The organism is Methylomonas sp. Kb3 (assembly GCF_002834115.1).
Classification (GTDB): domain Bacteria; phylum Pseudomonadota; class Gammaproteobacteria; order Methylococcales; family Methylomonadaceae; genus Methylomonas; species Methylomonas defluvii.
On sequence record NZ_PIZT01000018.1, the window covers coordinates 1 to 15,853 of the forward strand.

Sequence of the window (15,853 nt, forward strand, 5' to 3'; positions counted from 1 at the left end):
AGGTCCGCGGTGCGCAATTACGAAATACTATCGCTAACTTACGGAATTAAGCACTAGCTTCCTATCTACAGCCAGACTGGAAGCCGGAGCTTCCAAGACCGGGGTTCCCAAGCTGGAGCTTGGGAACCAGAGCCACCAGAGCCAGATCACCGCTCAATCCGGCACATCGGTAGATCAGCCGGGGCCGACTTGAATAATCTGATTCAGTTGCTCGCAAAGCTGAGTGAACAAATCGCCCGGCAAGACCTTAAGCGGATGCGGTTTGGCTTTGCGCAAGCGCCAGTCGAAGGATTTGGGTTGGTGGCAGAGCACATAGCTGGTTTGTTCGGCTTTGCGGCCGCCGGCTTTACCGACGGCGACCGCAAACGGATTGTCGGCGTTATAGGCGGCAGTTGTCATTGGCAGGCCGATCACCAGCGAGGTTTTTTCGTTGAAAATGCTTGGCGAAAGCACTAAAAACGGATGGATGTCGCGCATTTCCTGGCCGACTTGCGGATTGCAATCAATCCAGATGATGTCTTGCCTTTCCGGTACCCAGGCCGTTGCTTGCTTACGGCTTACCAACGTTCGGCACCGATTGCTTCCGCGGTTGCCATGGCTTCGCCGCCGTGCCGCTCGGGATCGAAACGGGCCAAACGTTGTTCCAACGTTAAAGGTTCGTCGACTAACGGGGTGATAATCACCTTGTCATCTTCAACGGATACCCGTACTCGTTGATGGTTGTGCAAATGGGCTGCTTTGGCAATGGCCGCCGGTAGGCGCACGCCCAGGTTATTACCCCATTGTTTGATGTCGAGTATGGCTTTGGTCATGATGATCTCCGGGATGTTTAAACGCGAGTATAAACATGGTTTTATATTCGGGTCAATTTTGTGAATTTCTCTACTCCTCTGGTTCCCAAGCCGGAGCTTGGAAACCAGATCGACCGGCTGGTCGATAGGTCACTCCAATTCCCCATCCATCTCTAACGCCCGCATCTCCAAGCCTTCGATTTCTTGTAACGATTTGCCGGCAATCCCTTGCAAGTCGCCGTACATGCCGACTGTGGCGTTCATCACCCGCTCAATTTGCGCTTCGCGTTTGGCCCATTGTTTCAGGATGGCTTTGCGCTCTTTGTCCAAGTCTTCCTGCATGGTGGAGAAGGCTTCGACGATGGCTTCGACCCGTTGCCGAAAGCGCGGGCCGGTTAAGTATTCGTAGACCAAGGCAGTTTTGCCGTGCTGGCCTTCGGCGGCGAGGCGGGCCAAACCGATTTCCAGCAGGGTATGGCGCAAGATGGTGGCGACCGGTAAGGCGGCGCGGGGGCTGGTGACCCAAACGCCGTCGATGACGTCGAAGGTTTCCACTTCCTTGGGCAAGGCATGGCTGACGATGACCGCCAATTCGGCTTTGGCGGCGCGCTGGTCTTCGCGCAGCTTCACTAACCAGCCGTCGCTCCAGTTTTTGGTGCGCTTGGATTCCCACAAGATGTTGCCGGCCGGGGTGCCGTTCGGGCCGTTGACCCGTTGCAACACGTCGCCGCCGAATTCGCCCTTGGCGACCGGTTCGATACTGTCGAACGGAAACTTGCCGCGCAGCAGGTTTTCCAGTTCCAGTTCCTGGACTTCGCCTTGCAGTTGCTGCGAGCCTTGTTCGGCTTTTTGTTTCAGTTCCTCGATTTTTTGCTGCATGGAGGCGATGGTCTGGTCCTTTTCCATCACCCGCAGTTTCAGGCCTTCCTCGGCTTCGCGTTTAGCTTGGCTGCGCACTTCAGCCAGATTGGTTTGCACGCGCTTTTCGATGGTCAGTTCCAGCTCGCGTTTGGCGTCATCCAGTTCGCGCTGCTTTTTGATCAGTTCGGCCTGGGCTTGCTGAGCCTCGGCCAGTTTGGCGTCGCGGACTTTCAACACTTCGTGCAAGTCGGCTAATTCGCGGTTCTTGTGTTCCAGTTCGGCGGCAGCGGCTTGTTTGGCTTTACGGGTTTCTTCCTCAATGACCCGCTGGCGCTCGGCTTGCAGTTGCTTGGCAACTTGCTCTGCGACTTGATCGTCCAGGCCGCGCTTGGCTTCGGCCAGTTGTTTTTCCTGATCTTTGATACCCTGTTCGCGCAAGGCAATCGCTTGGTCTTTTTGTTGTAGCTGTTGCTCAAACTGTTTACGGGTGGCAGCAATTAGCGGCGCGGCCAGCGATTCGGTCAACGGTACTTGCGTACTGCAATTGGGGCAGGTGATGGTGGCTTCGGTCATGTTTAGTGGCTTTATATAGAGATTCGGAATACGCAGGTATTGGCGCCAGACACACTTGGCATTTTGACCCCGGCATCCGTGCCGGGTGAGGATTTACTGCGTTTGATGGATGGGCGCAAGCCGATATTTATCTGCGCTGTCTAGCGGCTAAAGCATGGTCGCCCAAGGATTCCAAGTCGGCCAGCCCATGAATTTCGCAGCGTCCGCCGCGAGCGATGTAGTCTTCTCGGTAATGGGCGATAAACTCCATCACGGTGTGGTCGATCAAGTCGGCGGCGCTTAAATCGAAGATCACGGTTTGGCCGTCTGCCAGGCTGGCTACCTGGCTTTTTAGCGCCAGAAAATTGGAGAACAAAGCTGCGCCGCTGACTTTAACAATCCAGCTGTTTGGTCCGTTGGCTTGCAGTTTAAAAGATATAGACAGCAAGTTGCCCAAGGGCACGCCGCGGCCGATGTGCAGCAACAATTTGGCGGCGATGCCGATCAGTACGCCGACTAACAGATTGGTTGCCAGGATCGCGAAAATGGTAATCACGAACAAAGCCAGTTGTTCCTTGCCCAAGTCCATGCTTTTGGCAAAGGCTTGCGGCGAAGCCAAGCGATAGCCGGTATAAACCAGCAGCGCGGCCAACGAGGCTAAGGGAATTGTCGAGATCAAGTCCGGAAACAGCACCACAAACAGCAAGACGAAGCCGCCGTGAAAAAAATTAGCCCAGCTGCTGCGGCCGCCGGCGTCGATGTTGGCTGAGCTGCGGACGATTTCCGCAATCATCGGTAAACCGCCGATCATGCCGGACACTACGTTGCCGATACCTGCCGCGCGCAATTCCTTGTTTAAGTCGGAGTAGCGTTTTTCCGGGTCGAGCTTGTCGACGGCGGCGGCGCTGAGCAGGCTTTCCAGGCTGCCCACCAGGCAGATTGAAATCACACTTTCCCAAAACGCCAAGGCGCTCAGTTTGCTGAAATCCGGCAGGTAAAAACTGGCCAACAGACTGTCCGGGAATGTCACCAGAAAGTGCGATGCAAACAAAACATCTTTAGGAACGATGAACGCTTCGCCCGGCTGCAATTGGTCGAGCTGGAATAGATGGCCGAGCAGGATGCCGGAGGCAATGACGATGATGGGTGCCGGAATCTTGCGCAGCAAAGGCTGGTGAATCTGCGGCCAGCCGATCAGCACCACGATACCGGCCAGCGCGATCAAGCCAATTTGCGGCATGAAGTAAATCAGGCTATGCGGCAAAGCCACGATGCCGGACAGGATGCTGGCACCTTGGCTTTGCACGCCGGCCATCACCGGTAATTGTTTGCTGATGATGATAATGCCAATCGCCGCGAGCATGCCGTGTACCACCGAAGCCGGAAAAAATGCCGCCAAGCGGCCGGCTTTGAAGTAACCCAGCACGGTTTGCAAGGCGCCGGCAATGACGATTGCCGCCAAGGTATAGCGGTAGCCTGCCATTGTATCGCCGTCGCCGAGGGTTTGCACGGAGGTCAATATCACCACGATCAAACCGGCCGCTGGGCCGGTAATAGTGAGTTGCGCGCCACCGATGCGCGATACCAGCAAGCCGCCGACGATGGCGGAAATGATGCCGGCCATCGGTGGAAAGCCGGAGGCGACGGCGATACCCAGGCACAAGGGCAAGGCGATCAGGAATACCAAAAAGCCGGCGGTGAGGTCTTGCCGCCAATGATTTGCTAGCGAGGGTTTTTGCATGAATTCTCCGGGTAGGTCGCATGGCCCGATACGCACGCAGTTAATCGGGCAATGAATTGGATGAGGTTTTTATTCAATCATAACCAGTTTTTTCCGAACGTTATGAAGTTTGTGGGCGGATGCTGTTCCGGCTTTTTGTTACGGGTATGGCCAAGCGGGTGTTGGAGGCCGCAGTGGCAGGTTGGTTTTAACGTTTGCCTAGGCCTGCGACAGTGCGTCGCAGGGACAAATAAAACGGGCCTAGCCTGATGATTCGGGTAAAATGGGCCGGCCAATTCTGGTCTTTTTTAACACTGAGAACCAGCTGTTTCCAGTTTCTTTTCCCGCTTAAATTAATAAATATGCACATTGTTGCTCGTGTAATTTTTGTCTTTTTCTGTTTGTTTGCCCAGCCCTTGCTGGCCGCCGATTCGGGTAACTCCAGCTTTCTGGTATTGAATTATCACGACATTCTCGAAGAAGAAGAGCGGGTGCCGCCATTTGATCGGATCGCGGTCAACAAAGACCATTTGGCCGATCATTTTGCCTGGTTGAAGCAGAATAACTATCACGTGATCAGCGTCCAGGATTTGCTGGATTGCATGAAGGGCGACAAGGTGTTGCCGACTAAAGCCGTGATGTTGACCTTTGACGACGGCTACCTGAGTTTTTATACCCGGGCCATGCCTTTGCTGAAAAAATACAAGTATCCGGCCACCTTGGCGGTAGTCGGTTCTTGGCTGGAGCAGCAGAATGTGCCCGGTGTTAAACCGTTGATGACGCCGGCGCAGATTCGCGAAGTGGCGGACAGCGGTCTGGTCGAGATTGCGTCGCACACCTATGATTTACATCACGGCATCGTCGCCAATCCGCAAGGCAATCAACAAAGCGCGGTCACTTCGCGTTTGTACAGCAACGAATACGACGAATACGAGAAAGACGAGGACTATCGCAAACGGATTTTCCAGGAAGTGGATAAAAGCTCCGAGCGTTTGTTTCAGATATTGGGCAAGCGGCCGCGGGTGATGGTGTGGCCTTACGGCGAATATAACGCGATTGCGCTGGAAGCTACGAAATTGGCTGGCATGCGATTGACCATGGGGCTAAACGACGGCGCCAATACCCTGGCCGATGCATATGTGATGAAGCGGATGATGATCACCGACGACGTCAACGCCAAACAGTTCGGTGAAATCGTCAAAAACCAGCGCGTGGGCCAGGAGTTGCGGGTCGCGCACGTGGATATGGATTACATCTACGACGAGGACGAAGAGCAGACCGAAAAGAATTTGGCCTTGGTGGTGGAGCGAATTAAAGCCAGCGGCGCCAATACCGTTTATCTGCAAGCCTATTCCGACCCGGATGGCGACGGTAATGCCGACAAACTGTATTTCCCTAATCGGCATTTGCCGGTACGCCGGGATATGTTTAATCATGTGACCTTGCAATTGCGCACGCGGGCAGGCGTGAGAGTGTATGCCTGGATGCCGATCATGGCGTATAAAGCCGATGTGCCGCTGAAATGGTACGTGAAAGAATGGCGCGACGGCGAACCGCAGTTGTCCCGGCATATCTATACCCGTTTGTCGCCGTTTAACCCGGAAGCCCGGCAGTTTGTCGGCGAAATTTACGAAGACCTGGCGAAACATTGCGACTTTAACGGCATTCTGTTTCACGACGACGGGATTTTGTCGGATTTTGAAGACGTCTCGCCGCTGGCGATGGACTTCAGTCGCAACGTCTGGGGCATGCCGGCCGAGTTCGACAAGATCCACGCATCCAGCGAGTTACGCTTGCGTTGGGCCCAGCACAAAACCGAGTTGATCGGCCAGTTCACCGATTATTTGACCGACAAGGTCCGGTTCTATCGGCCTTACATCAAAACCGCCCGCAATTTTTATTCGTTGCCGCTGTTAAAGCCTTATAGCGAAGAATGGTATGCGCAGTCTTTCCCGGCATTTTTAAAGCATTACGACTACGTGGCGGTGGAAGCGATGCCTTTCATGGAAGAGGCGGAAAATCCCAAACAATGGTTGATAGAGTTGGTGGAAAAGACCGCGCAATATCCGGACGGATTGGACAAGATGGTGTTCGAATTGCAGGCGGTTAATTGGAAAACCAAGCAGGATATTGCGATGCCGGTGTTTACCGAGCAATTCGAGTTATTGAAAAAGCACGGCGCCAAGCATATCGGTTATTACCCGGATAATGTGTTTAACGATCAGCCGAAGTTGGCCGAGCTGAAAAAATTCTTCCCGGTTTCGAGAAAGGATTAAACGATACATGGAAAACTTGCTAGACCAAGCCTGGGTGCAGCAGTTTATCGACTGGTGGTTGATCACCCTGGAATATTTGCAGGAAGTGCCGTGGTGGCAGTTCAACGAATGGCTGTCGCGCTTTGTGTTTTATTATCCGTTGCTGATGGCCTATGTCTGGATGTTGGGCGGCATGATTTATTACGTGCGTTGGGAGCGGAATCGCGGCAATGTGTTGTCCGATCTGCCGCAGTTACCCGAATATCCGTCCGTGTCGATTCTGATCCCTTGCTATAACGAGGGCGAGAATGTCCGGGAGACCATCGAATATCTGCTGCATCAGGAATATCCCAACTACGAAATTATTGCGATCAACGACGGCAGCAAAGACAACACGCTGGAAATTTTGCACGAGCTGGCCGACCAGCACCCACAAATTCGAGTGGTCAATTTAGCCAGCAATCAAGGCAAGGCGGTGGGTTTGCGCACCGCAGCATTATTAGCCAATAGCGAAATTTTGATCGGCATTGACGGTGACGCCTTGCTGGCGCCGAATGCGACGGCCTGGATCGTTCGACATTTTCTGGAAGATCCGCATGTCGGCGCGGTGACCGGTAATCCGCGTATCCGCAACCGTTCCACTTTGCTGGGCAAAATTCAGGTTGGGGAGTTTTCCGCTATCGTTGGGATGATCAAGCGTGCGCAGCGTTCTTATGGGCATGTATTTACCATTTCCGGAGTGATTGCCGGTTTCCGGAAAACTGCCTTGCACGATGTGGGCTATTGGAGTCCGGACATGGTGACCGAGGACATCGACATTAGCTGGAAACTGCAATTGGCCGGCTGGGCTATCCGTTTTGAGCCCAATGCCTTGTGTTGGGTGTTGATGCCGGAAACGCTAAACGGCTTGTGGAAACAGCGCAGCCGCTGGGCGCAAGGTGGAGTTGAGGTCTTGCTGCGTTATTTCCGGCCGCTGTTTAGCTGGCGTTCCCGTGGTATGTGGCCGCTGTATCTGGAATGCTGCATCAGTTTGACCTGGGCGTTTCTGGTGGTGGCGATGCTGGCGCTGGTGCCGATCGAGTGGCTTAGCAGCGAACCGCAGGAGGCGCTGGAAGATTTATCGCCGCATTGGACCAGTATGTTGTTATGCGTCACCTGTTTGATTCAGTTTGCCGTCAGTTTAACTATCGATTCCAGTTACGAGCGTAAGAGCGGCGGCTCCGCGCAGCATTACTATTGGATGATTTGGTATCCGATTGTCTATTGGCTAATCAATGTCGGGACCACGATTAACGGCTGCATCAAGGCCTTGCGCAAAAAGCGCGGCCAGCGGGCGGTGTGGGTAACCTTGGATAGAGGCTTGAGGCAAAAATGAAAGACATCATCATCAACCAACCGCATCTACAAAGTTTCCGGCAAAAATGCGGTTCGGCGTTTATGTCGGTATTGAGTTGGGTGCTTTGGTTGTATTTTTTGTGGCCCCTGTTTACGCTCGGCGCCTGGTTGATGGGTTTGAAAAGCCTGTCCGACGAGATCCGCTGGTTCGGGGGTTATAAAACGCTGTTGGAATTGTTGCAGTTGTACGGCGAGATCGTGGTGATCATTGCCGGCATCTGGTTGTTTTGGACTTTGTATTTGTCCTGGTTGCATGCCAGCGTCGCTCCGAAGCGGACCGCGCCTGTCACTGATCAACAGTTGGCGGTGGCGTTTAAGGTCGATGAAGCCTTGGTATTGAAGGCTCGGGCCGGCAAAAAAGTAACCGTGCACTTCGATAATCACGCGGTGATTACCGAGATAGATTCATAGTAGTCCGGATTGCTGGGTTGTGGTTCTGCTTTTCGCGGCGTTGATGTTACACTGCGCTAGGCGTATTCAAGGACTTACATTATGCAACTTGCAATCACAGTGTTGGGCGGCAAGTCCAACGGTTTTATCGCGGAAATCCTCTCGGCCCTGAGTGCCTGTCAATGCAGTGTCGTGGAACTGCGCACGTCCAACCTGACCCAAATCACTGCGGCTTATCTGCTGATAGCCGGCAATTGGAATCATATCGCCAAGCTGGAAGGTATGCTGGAAGCGATAAAAGTTCGATTCGAAATTCAGATGAGTTTTTTACGGCCGGATGAAATCCCGCCAGTATTGGAGGGGGTGCCTTACACATTGGAAACCATTTCCATGGATAAAAATGACGTGCTGTTCGCGGTGACATCGTTTTTATTGGACAGGGGCATTTCTATCGAAGAAGTGACTGCCAGCCGCCATCAAGCGGCGTTTTTTAACACGCCGGTGTTCTCCACCAAATATGTATTGCTGGTACCGCCGGAAGTGCGCATTTTATCGTTGCGTGAAGAGTTTCTGGATTTTTGCGACAGCTTGAACATCGACGCTATTCTCGAACCCATTAAAAGGTGATCTGATGACTTTAGCTACTCTCGGCTCCGCCGTTCCCGATTTTGAAATTGCCGCCACCGGCGAAAAAACCGTCAAACTGAGCGACTATCGCGGCAAAAAAGTCGTTTTATATTTCTATCCCAAGGACAACACCCCCGGCTGTACCCAGGAAGGTCAAGGCTTTAGGGATAATATCGAACAGTTCAATCAATTAAATGCCGTTATCCTCGGTGTATCCCGTGATAGCGTGAAAATGCACGAGGGATTTAAATGTAAACAAGAGTTTCCGTTTGATTTGTTATCAGATCAGGACGAGAGCCTTTGCAATTTATTTGATGTCATCAAAATGAAAAACATGTACGGCAAGCAAGTGCGGGGTATAGAGCGCAGCACTTTCCTGATCGACGAAGCAGGTGTGTTGGTCAAGGAGTGGCGTAAGGTGCAGGTTAAAGCCCATATTGCCGAGGTGTTGAGCTATTTGCAATCGGCCGCTTAATAAATCGGCGCCAGTCCATCCTCATTGATGATCTTATTCAGTTAGCGTCAGACTACTTAAGACGACCGTCTAATAATCTTGTTTTGCCTTACGCCGGCTAGGGCAATTAAACCCTGCGCCCCGCTCAGGATTGTTTAATCCGGTGGTTTTGGCGATAATGAACACAGTTTTTAATCATTTGGACGAAACACATGAACGAAATGCTGTCCTCAGGGATTGAGCTGATGTTGATAGGCATGGGTATGGTTTACGCATTTTTGGCCATGTTGATCGTGGCTATCAATGTGATGTCCCGGCTGGTACGCCGCTATTTTCCGGAAATGCCTGCCAAGTTTTCGGATCAACCTGTCGTGGCAGGCAACGATAAAGCCGTTATCGCTGCTATTACCGCAGCTGTTCATCAGTACCGCAAAAAACATAAACACGGATAATCATACCCACAAGGTAGCAGTGCTCGGCCCAAAAACGTCATTAGGAGAAAAGAGTGGAAAAGGTAAATAAGCCCCTAGGAATTACTGAGGTGGTATTACGTGACGCCCATCAGTCAATTCTGGCGACCCGGCTACGTATCGAAGACATGTTGCCAATTTGCGAGCAGCTTGATCAAATCGGTTACTGGTCTATCGAATCCTGGGGGGGCGCCACCTTTGATGCGTGTATTCGCTATTTGGGCGAAGATCCTTGGGAGCGTTTACGGCTGTTAAAAAAAGCCATGCCCAATACCCCGCAACAAATGCTGTTCCGCGGGCAAAATATTTTGGGCTACCGGCATTATGCGGACGATGTGGTCGATAAATTCGTCGAGCGTTGCGTGGTCAACGGTATAGACGTATTTCGGATTTTCGATGCGATGAACGATATGCGCAATATCGACCGCGCCATCAAAGCCGTGCTACATACCGATGCCCATGCCCAAGGCACTATTTCCTACACCACCAGTCCGGTGCATACCATCAAGAAATGGGTTGAGCAGGGCAAGCAAATTGAGGACATGGGTGCGCACTCTATCTGTATCAAGGATATGGCCGGTTTGTTGACGCCTTACGATGCTTACGAGCTGATCAGCAAACTAAAAAAAGCCGTGGCGATTCCAATCCATATGCAATGCCACGCTACCACCGGTTTAAGTGTCGGTACATACATCAAGGCTGTTGAGGCAGGCGTCGACAATGTCGATACCGCCATCTCGTCGTTGAGCATGACCTACGGTCACAGCCCCACTGAAACCATAGTGGCGGCCATGGCCGGCCAAAAGCGCGAAACCGGTCTGGATTTAGCCAAGCTGGAAAAAATCGCCGCTTATTTCCGAGAAGTGCGCAAAAAATATGCGCAATTTGAAGGCAGCCTAAAAGGCGTGGATGGCCGGATTTTGGTCTCGCAAGTGCCGGGCGGCATGCTAACCAATATGGAAAGTCAATTGCGGGAGCAGGGCGCGGCAGATCGTTTCGATGCGGTGCTGCAGGAAATTCCGTTAGTGCGTAAAGACCTGGGTTACATCCCGCTGGTCACGCCCACTTCGCAAATTGTCGGTACTCAGGCCGTGTTGAATGTGCTAGCCGGCGAGCGCTACAAAACGATCAGCAAGGAAACCGCCGGTGTATTGAAAGGCGAATACGGCGCAACGCCAGCCCCAGTCGATAAAGAATTGCAGGCGCGCGTGCTGAACGGCGCCGAACCGATCACATGCCGACCGGCGGATTTGCTGGAAGCCGAGATGGACAAACTGGTGGCAGATGTAAAAGCCAAAGCCGCGGCGGAAGGCGTGAAACTGGCCGACAGTGTTGAAGAAGATGCGCTTATTGATGGTTTGTTTGCGCAAGTCGGCTGGAAATTCATTCAAAACCGCGGTAACCCGGAGGCTTTTGAACCTAAACCGGGAGCAGAGAGCGCGACAGCGTCAGTGCCCGCCGTTACCCAGAAAGCCGTGGTCGCAGAGACCTACACTGTTAACGTCGACGGCAAAAACTATCACGTAGCGGTGGCATCCGGCGGTGCCGACTTAGTCGTTAAACCGGTTACAGTACAGTCCGTTTTGGACAGCGGCCCCATGTTGGCAGCCACTGCGCCTATCGTCAGCGGCAGTGGTGTTGTGGAATCGCCGCTGGCTGGCGTGGTGCTTAAAGTCAATGTCAATGTAGGCTCTCATCTCTCCGAAGGCGATGTCGTTTTGATTATGGAAGCGATGAAAATGGAAACTGAGATCCGCGCCAAAGTAGCCGGTATCGTCAGCGCGGTAAACGTTCGTCAGGGGGATTCCGTGGCGGTCGGCGATGTATTGGTCACCTTGTAATATTTCTTATCGTTTAACGTGGTCTCGGGCCGTTAGCTTAGGCCCGGGATCTAAGTAATTCGCTGATCAGCGATTCGCGCCACGCTACTGGCGGGTGCGATGGCGGTGATTCTGATCAAACAACCGATTGAATACATAATCCATGGAAAATCTTAGACTGTTGTGGGAAAGCACGGGTATCTATAACGTTACCGGGCCGCAAGTCATTATGATGGCGGTGGGGTTTTTGCTGTTGTATCTGGCTATCAAAAAAGGCTTTGAACCTTTGCTGCTATTGCCGATAGGATTTGGCGCGGTGCTGAGCAACATTCCGGTGGCCGGCATGATAGACGAAGGCGGCATCCTTTATTACCTATATGGTGGTATCAAGGCAGGCATCTTTCCGCTACTGATTTTTATGGGCGTCGGGGCGATGACCGATTTCGGCCCGATGTTGGCTAACCCTAAAACTTTGTTTTTAGGGGCCGCCGCCCAATTCGGGATATTCGCGACTCTATTCGGCGCGTTGGCGTTGAATGCCGTTCCAGGTATGGATTTTACGCTTAAGCAGGCGGCGGCGATTGCCATCATCGGTGGTGCTGACGGCCCCACTGCGATCTATGTGGCTTCCAAATTGGCTCCGGAATTGTTGGGAGCGATTGCGGTGGCCGCGTATTCTTACATGGCATTAGTACCCTTGATTCAACCGCCCATTATGCGCGCGCTGACCAGCGAGCAAGAGCGGCGGATAGAAATGCAACAACTTAGAGTGGTTAGCAAGGCCGAGAAAATCGTATTTCCTTTGATGTTGCTGGTGTTGACCGCCATGTTGCTGCCTTCTGCTGCACCGCTGGTGGGCATGTTTTGTTTGGGTAACTTGATGAACGCCAGCGGCGTGGTCGAAAGACTGAGTAAAACCGCGCAAAACGAATTGATCAATATAGTCACGATATTCCTGGGTTTGTCGGTCGGCTCCAAGCTGAGTGCCGAGGCGTTTTTGAAAATGGAGACACTGGGTATTTTAGGCCTGGGCGCAGTCGCTTTTTCTATCGGTACTGCAAGTGGTGTGCTGATGGCCAAAGTCATGAACCGTTTCAGCAGTACGCCTATCAATCCGTTGATTGGTGCTGCCGGCGTTTCCGCCGTGCCCATGGCAGCGCGGGTGGCTAATAAAATTGGTTTGGAAAGTAACCCGCACAACTTTTTGTTAATGCACGCGATGGGACCGAATGTGGCTGGTGTGATCGGCTCAGCAGTCGCGGCGGGCGTGTTGTTGAGTTTGGTTCGTTAGCGCCAAAACTCTGTATGAGTGCCCTGTCAGCCAAGGACCAGCCGATTAAGGTGCTTTGGCTGACATCAAGTTATCCACGCAGTAAAGACGACAGTGCATCGGTTTTCTTGCGCTATTTGGCGGAAGCTCTGGCAAACCAGAAAGTTAATCTTTATATCCTCTCACCGGATCATCCGGAAGCAATCCCTACTACGCAGCCTGACGGCATAGTTTGTCGCCATTTTCGTTATTTTTGGCCGCGTAAGTGGCAAATGTTAGCTTACGGCTCAGGGATTTTACCCAACTTGCGAACCGCGCCTTGGTTGTTGTTGCAGGTGCCTTTTTTCATTCTGTCTATGTTTATTACTGCGGCCGCGATTATGGTTGCCCGCCGGCCGTCGTTGATACACGCCCACTGGATTTTCCCGCAAGGCACGGTAGCGGTATTGTTAGGCAAGCTGTTCAAAATCCCGGTGTTGGTGACCGCGCACGGTGGTGACGCTTTTGCGTTGCGAGGTAGCGTTTTAGGGGCTATCAAACGCTGGACCATAAAGCATTGCGCAGCTTGGACCAGCAACACCGAAGCCACTGCCGATGCCGTAGGCCCGGATTTGCCCAAGCCGCAGATTATTCCCATGGGCATAGACTATGAAAAATTTGCGGCCGGCAATGCAAAAGCTATTCTCAAGCCAAACAATCAGCAAAAAACAATTCTATTATTTGTCGGGCGCTTGGTTGAAAAAAAAGGCGTGGCCGATCTGATAGTGGCGGTTGCTGATTTGCCTAAAAACCTACTTGATCGCATTGAATTATGGATTATTGGCGATGGCATCGAGCGTGAACGTTTAAAAATGTTAGCGGTTGATTTAAAGATTGAAGATAAGGTGGTTTTTCACGGCAGATTTCCGAACGCCATCTTACCGGACTACTATGCGGCAGCTGATATTTTCATCGCCCCATCAATTGTCGACAGCAATGGCGATACGGAAGGCCAAGGTGTAATTTTATTGGAAGCGATGGCTAGCGGCACTGCTGTGATAAGTACGCGCACTGGTGGCGTTGCCGAAATAATTGAGCATGGAAAAACGGGGTTGTTAGTTGATCCTAAGCAAACAAAATCGCTTTCAAAGGCGATTGAGCAGCTATTGGTGGATGAAACTTTAAGAAAAGGACTGTGCGCATTTGGGAGGCTGGCTGCCGAACCTTATGATTGGAAAGAGATCGCCAGTAAGTTTGTCGCAATTTATAGCCGACAGTCATAGAGTAGTTAAGCGGTAATGAACATCTACTTCCTGTGTAAGCGGTATTACACCAACAAAGATCTAATTCATGATCGCTTTGGGCGGCTTTACCATTTGCCGAAACAATGGGTGACCCATGGTAGCGATGTTTTTGTTGATGCCATTGACTATCGAAATAACACAGAAATAAGCGTTAACGAAGCGGGTGTTTCTTTTCATACCATTCCAGCAACGGCAAGCAAGATACCTCGATTTCTTCTGGATGCCTATCGCAATGCTTGTATTGCCAAACCGGATGTTCTCATCGCAAGTGGCGACATTTACATTGGTTACCTAGGGCTTTGGATAGCAAGAAGACTTGGAGTGCCATTTGTCTACGATGTGTATGATTATTACCCGTCTTTTCGGATCAACCGATTTAAAGGACTCGCTTTGCTGTTTGATCATACGGTTAAGAAAGCCGATTTGGTTTTATGTGCAAGCCAACCTCTGTTACAAAAAGTCCTTACCCAACTTAACCAAAATGCCCTATTAATCGAAAATGGAGTTGATACGGCCTTATTCAATAAAGGTGATCATTTACGGGCCAGACTGGCGATGAAACTGGTGACCGATATTCCATTGGTTGGTTATTTCGGTTCAATTACGCCGTCCCGAGGACCGCTTCTGATCGAAGCCTGTCGACGAGCCAGATCGGCTCTGCCGAATTTGCGTCTTGTATTGGCCGGACGAGTAACGGATGTATGCTTTGACGAGCCGTGGATAGACTATTTTGGTGAGTTGGAACAATCAGACATACCAAAACTTATACAGGCTTGTGACGTGGTATGCGTGCCGTATGCCGATGATACATTCAATAGTATGTCCGGCGCATGCAAGATTGCGGAATACCTTGCTTGCGGAAAACCAGTTGTAGCTACACGGGTTTCCAATCACGAACAGATCTTTAAAGATGCACCGTCATCTATTTGCGATCCCGATACAGTCGATATGGCAAAAGCAATCCTCTCACAGCTTCAGACCCCAGAAATAGCTTTGTTTCCAGAAGAGTTAGCTTGGCGATTAATTGGTCAAAAACTTTATGAAGCTTTGACTAAACTTGCCGGATGAAAAATCTTTTTATCGTCATTACCGACTTTAATGGCTACACGCAAACCCGGCGTTGTTTGGAGGCCTTGGCCGCAAGCCAATATCGTACGTTTACTGTTTTGGTAGTCGATCATGGCACCAATGACACCACGCGGATTGGCCTGGCTAAGGATTTTCCAGATGTGATTCGCTTGGAAGGTTCATCCGAACTTTGGTGGACTGGCGCAACCAATTTGGGGATTCGTGCGGCTATAGAGCGTGGCGCGGACTATGTGATGTTGCTAAACGACGATTGCTATGTGGCGCCGGATACTGTGGGTTACCTGGTCCAATCAACTGAAGCATATCCCGAAGCCATTATTGCTCCAGTACAGCGCGATTGGCAAAGCGGACAAATCACGTCTATCAGTCCCAGTACCTGCTTTTTGTTGGGGTTTTCCACGATAACAGGCCCCAAGAAACTCAGCGCTAAGATGCTCACCCAAGATGTTATCCCCGTCAAACTAATCGTTGGCGGCAGAGGAGCGCTAGTTCCCGTTGCGGTATTTAACAAAATAGGCTTGTTCGACGAAAAACGCTTGCCACATTATGGTGCCGACCATGATTTTTATTTACGTGCCAGAAAGCAGCAAATTTCGCTTAATGTAGCGCCTCATGTAGTCGTGGATATTGATTCGCATAGCACCAGTCAGGCTAGTAATCCAGCTAGGCTTAGCATTTTTGGATTTATGCATTCTTTGACCAGCACTAGATCCCATCGCAATCTGCGAGATGTTATTACTTTATTCAAGTTTCACTATCCTGTTTCATGGCTATGCCAGCTAGGAGTAGCGCTATATTTTGTCCGCTATTTTCTTGTATATTTATTTAATCGAGCGAGGTATGTTGTTTGGTAATTAAAAGCAATTAATTAATGTA

At 51.3% G+C, this 15,853-nt stretch carries 15 protein-coding genes; 11 read left to right on the forward strand and 4 right to left on the reverse strand.

Features of this window, described 5'->3' with window-relative positions; genetic code table 11:
• Positions 1-174: 174 nt before the first annotated feature.
• The 4 genes from CWO84_RS12630 to CWO84_RS12645 form a co-directional block, all read right to left on the reverse strand.
• The gene (locus CWO84_RS12630) at positions 175-564 is read right to left on the reverse strand and encodes a type II toxin-antitoxin system PemK/MazF family toxin (protein WP_101053010.1); all 390 of its coding nucleotides are present in this window, start codon (positions 562-564) and stop codon (positions 175-177) included.
• On the reverse strand, positions 558-812 hold the full coding sequence (locus CWO84_RS12635; protein WP_101053012.1) for an AbrB/MazE/SpoVT family DNA-binding domain-containing protein: 255 nt from the start codon (positions 810-812) through the stop codon (positions 558-560). Before CWO84_RS12635 ends, CWO84_RS12630 begins: the two co-directional genes overlap by 7 nt.
• Positions 813-941: 129 nt before the next feature.
• Entirely contained in the window at positions 942-2,225 is a 1,284-nt protein-coding gene (locus CWO84_RS12640) for a DUF2130 domain-containing protein (RefSeq protein ID WP_101053014.1), read from the reverse strand.
• A 127-nt stretch (positions 2,226-2,352) separates the two neighbouring features.
• The gene (locus tag CWO84_RS12645; protein ID WP_101053017.1) at positions 2,353-3,945 is read right to left on the reverse strand and encodes a SulP family inorganic anion transporter; all 1,593 of its coding nucleotides are present in this window, start codon (positions 3,943-3,945) and stop codon (positions 2,353-2,355) included.
• Positions 3,946-4,286: 341 nt separating this feature from the next.
• Here CWO84_RS12645 and pgaB point away from each other — a divergent pair, with 341 nt between their 5' ends.
• The 11 genes from pgaB to CWO84_RS12700 all read left to right on the forward strand — a co-directional run bounded on the left by pgaB (position 4,287) and on the right by CWO84_RS12700 (position 15,831).
• Complete coding sequence (pgaB, locus tag CWO84_RS12650) at positions 4,287-6,200, forward strand: poly-beta-1,6-N-acetyl-D-glucosamine N-deacetylase PgaB (protein ID WP_205450395.1); 1,914 nt, start codon at positions 4,287-4,289, stop codon at positions 6,198-6,200.
• A 7-nt stretch (positions 6,201-6,207) separates the two neighbouring features.
• Positions 6,208-7,554: a poly-beta-1,6-N-acetyl-D-glucosamine synthase gene (gene pgaC / locus CWO84_RS12655; protein WP_205450394.1), complete on the forward strand. Its 1,347-nt coding sequence runs from the start codon at positions 6,208-6,210 to the stop codon at positions 7,552-7,554.
• Positions 7,551-7,985: a poly-beta-1,6-N-acetyl-D-glucosamine biosynthesis protein PgaD gene (gene pgaD / locus CWO84_RS12660; protein WP_033156520.1), complete on the forward strand. Its 435-nt coding sequence runs from the start codon at positions 7,551-7,553 to the stop codon at positions 7,983-7,985. The genes pgaC and pgaD overlap by 4 nt, the downstream gene beginning before the upstream one ends.
• An 81-nt stretch (positions 7,986-8,066) precedes the next feature.
• Entirely contained in the window at positions 8,067-8,591 is a 525-nt protein-coding gene (locus CWO84_RS12665) for an ACT domain-containing protein (protein WP_033156519.1), read from the forward strand.
• A gap of 4 nt (positions 8,592-8,595) precedes the next feature.
• Entirely contained in the window at positions 8,596-9,066 is a 471-nt protein-coding gene (locus CWO84_RS12670) for a peroxiredoxin (protein ID WP_101053019.1), read from the forward strand.
• A gap of 191 nt (positions 9,067-9,257) precedes the next feature.
• Positions 9,258-9,497 (forward strand): OadG family transporter subunit, encoded by a 240-nt coding sequence (locus CWO84_RS12675; RefSeq protein WP_033156517.1) that lies wholly within the window; start codon positions 9,258-9,260, stop codon positions 9,495-9,497.
• A 53-nt stretch (positions 9,498-9,550) separates the two neighbouring features.
• Positions 9,551-11,356: a sodium-extruding oxaloacetate decarboxylase subunit alpha gene (gene oadA / locus CWO84_RS12680; RefSeq protein ID WP_033156516.1), complete on the forward strand. Its 1,806-nt coding sequence runs from the start codon at positions 9,551-9,553 to the stop codon at positions 11,354-11,356.
• 142 nt (positions 11,357-11,498) lie between these two features.
• Positions 11,499-12,626, forward strand: coding sequence for a sodium ion-translocating decarboxylase subunit beta (locus CWO84_RS12685; RefSeq protein WP_033156515.1), 1,128 nt, complete (start codon positions 11,499-11,501; stop codon positions 12,624-12,626).
• A gap of 50 nt (positions 12,627-12,676) precedes the next feature.
• The gene (locus CWO84_RS12690; RefSeq protein ID WP_240618038.1) at positions 12,677-13,867 is read left to right on the forward strand and encodes a glycosyltransferase; all 1,191 of its coding nucleotides are present in this window, start codon (positions 12,677-12,679) and stop codon (positions 13,865-13,867) included.
• 15 nt (positions 13,868-13,882) lie between these two features.
• Positions 13,883-14,956, forward strand: coding sequence for a glycosyltransferase (locus tag CWO84_RS12695; protein ID WP_033156513.1), 1,074 nt, complete (start codon positions 13,883-13,885; stop codon positions 14,954-14,956).
• Positions 14,953-15,831, forward strand: coding sequence for a glycosyltransferase family 2 protein (locus tag CWO84_RS12700; protein WP_101053021.1), 879 nt, complete (start codon positions 14,953-14,955; stop codon positions 15,829-15,831). Before CWO84_RS12695 ends, CWO84_RS12700 begins: the two co-directional genes overlap by 4 nt.
• The last annotated feature ends 22 nt before the right edge of the window (positions 15,832-15,853 follow it).

Coding starts and splice junctions, on each gene's coding strand:
- CWO84_RS12635 (WP_101053012.1), bottom strand. CDS start 812: ATGACCAAAGCCATACTCGACATCAAACAATGGGGTAATAACCTGGGC.
- CWO84_RS12640 (WP_101053014.1), bottom strand. CDS start 2,225: ATGACCGAAGCCACCATCACCTGCCCCAATTGCAGTACGCAAGTACCG.
- CWO84_RS12645 (WP_101053017.1), bottom strand. CDS start 3,945: ATGCAAAAACCCTCGCTAGCAAATCATTGGCGGCAAGACCTCACCGCC.
- pgaB (WP_205450395.1), top strand. CDS start 4,287: ATGCACATTGTTGCTCGTGTAATTTTTGTCTTTTTCTGTTTGTTTGCC.
- pgaC (WP_205450394.1), top strand. CDS start 6,208: ATGGAAAACTTGCTAGACCAAGCCTGGGTGCAGCAGTTTATCGACTGG.
- pgaD (WP_033156520.1), top strand. CDS start 7,551: ATGAAAGACATCATCATCAACCAACCGCATCTACAAAGTTTCCGGCAA.
- CWO84_RS12665 (WP_033156519.1), top strand. CDS start 8,067: ATGCAACTTGCAATCACAGTGTTGGGCGGCAAGTCCAACGGTTTTATC.
- CWO84_RS12670 (WP_101053019.1), top strand. CDS start 8,596: ATGACTTTAGCTACTCTCGGCTCCGCCGTTCCCGATTTTGAAATTGCC.
- CWO84_RS12675 (WP_033156517.1), top strand. CDS start 9,258: ATGAACGAAATGCTGTCCTCAGGGATTGAGCTGATGTTGATAGGCATG.
- CWO84_RS12685 (WP_033156515.1), top strand. CDS start 11,499: ATGGAAAATCTTAGACTGTTGTGGGAAAGCACGGGTATCTATAACGTT.
- CWO84_RS12695 (WP_033156513.1), top strand. CDS start 13,883: ATGAACATCTACTTCCTGTGTAAGCGGTATTACACCAACAAAGATCTA.
- CWO84_RS12700 (WP_101053021.1), top strand. CDS start 14,953: ATGAAAAATCTTTTTATCGTCATTACCGACTTTAATGGCTACACGCAA.